Annotated in this window: 1 protein-coding gene; it reads right to left on the bottom strand. The window is 65.9% G+C overall.

Features of this window, described 5'->3' with window-relative positions; translation table 11 throughout:
- The coding region (locus AAEY88_RS14560) for a DNA gyrase subunit A (protein WP_350563533.1) at positions 1–255 on the bottom strand (255 nt) is incomplete at both ends.

Below are 255 nucleotides of genomic sequence, written 5' to 3'. Positions count from 1 at the left end.
ACCGTAGCCTTGGGCTCATCGAGCAAGCGCACGCAGGCGGTGGCGACTTCGCGCAGGTTGTGCGGCGGCACGTCGGTGGCCATGCCGACTGCAATACCGGTGGTGCCATTGAGCAGGATGTTCGGCAAACGCGCCGGCAACACCAGGGGTTCGTCGAGAGTACCGTCAAAGTTCGGCCCCCAGTCCGCGGTGCCCTGGCCCAGCTCGCTGAGCAGCACTTCGGAATAACGCGACAGCCGCGCCTCGGTGTAACGC

Origin of the sequence: Psychrobacter sp. CAL346-MNA-CIBAN-0220 (assembly GCF_040309805.1) — a bacterium.
GTDB lineage: Bacteria > Pseudomonadota > Gammaproteobacteria > Pseudomonadales > Moraxellaceae > Psychrobacter.
The sequence above is the reverse complement of the archived record's forward strand: the minus strand, read 5'-3'. Positions and strand labels throughout refer to the sequence as shown.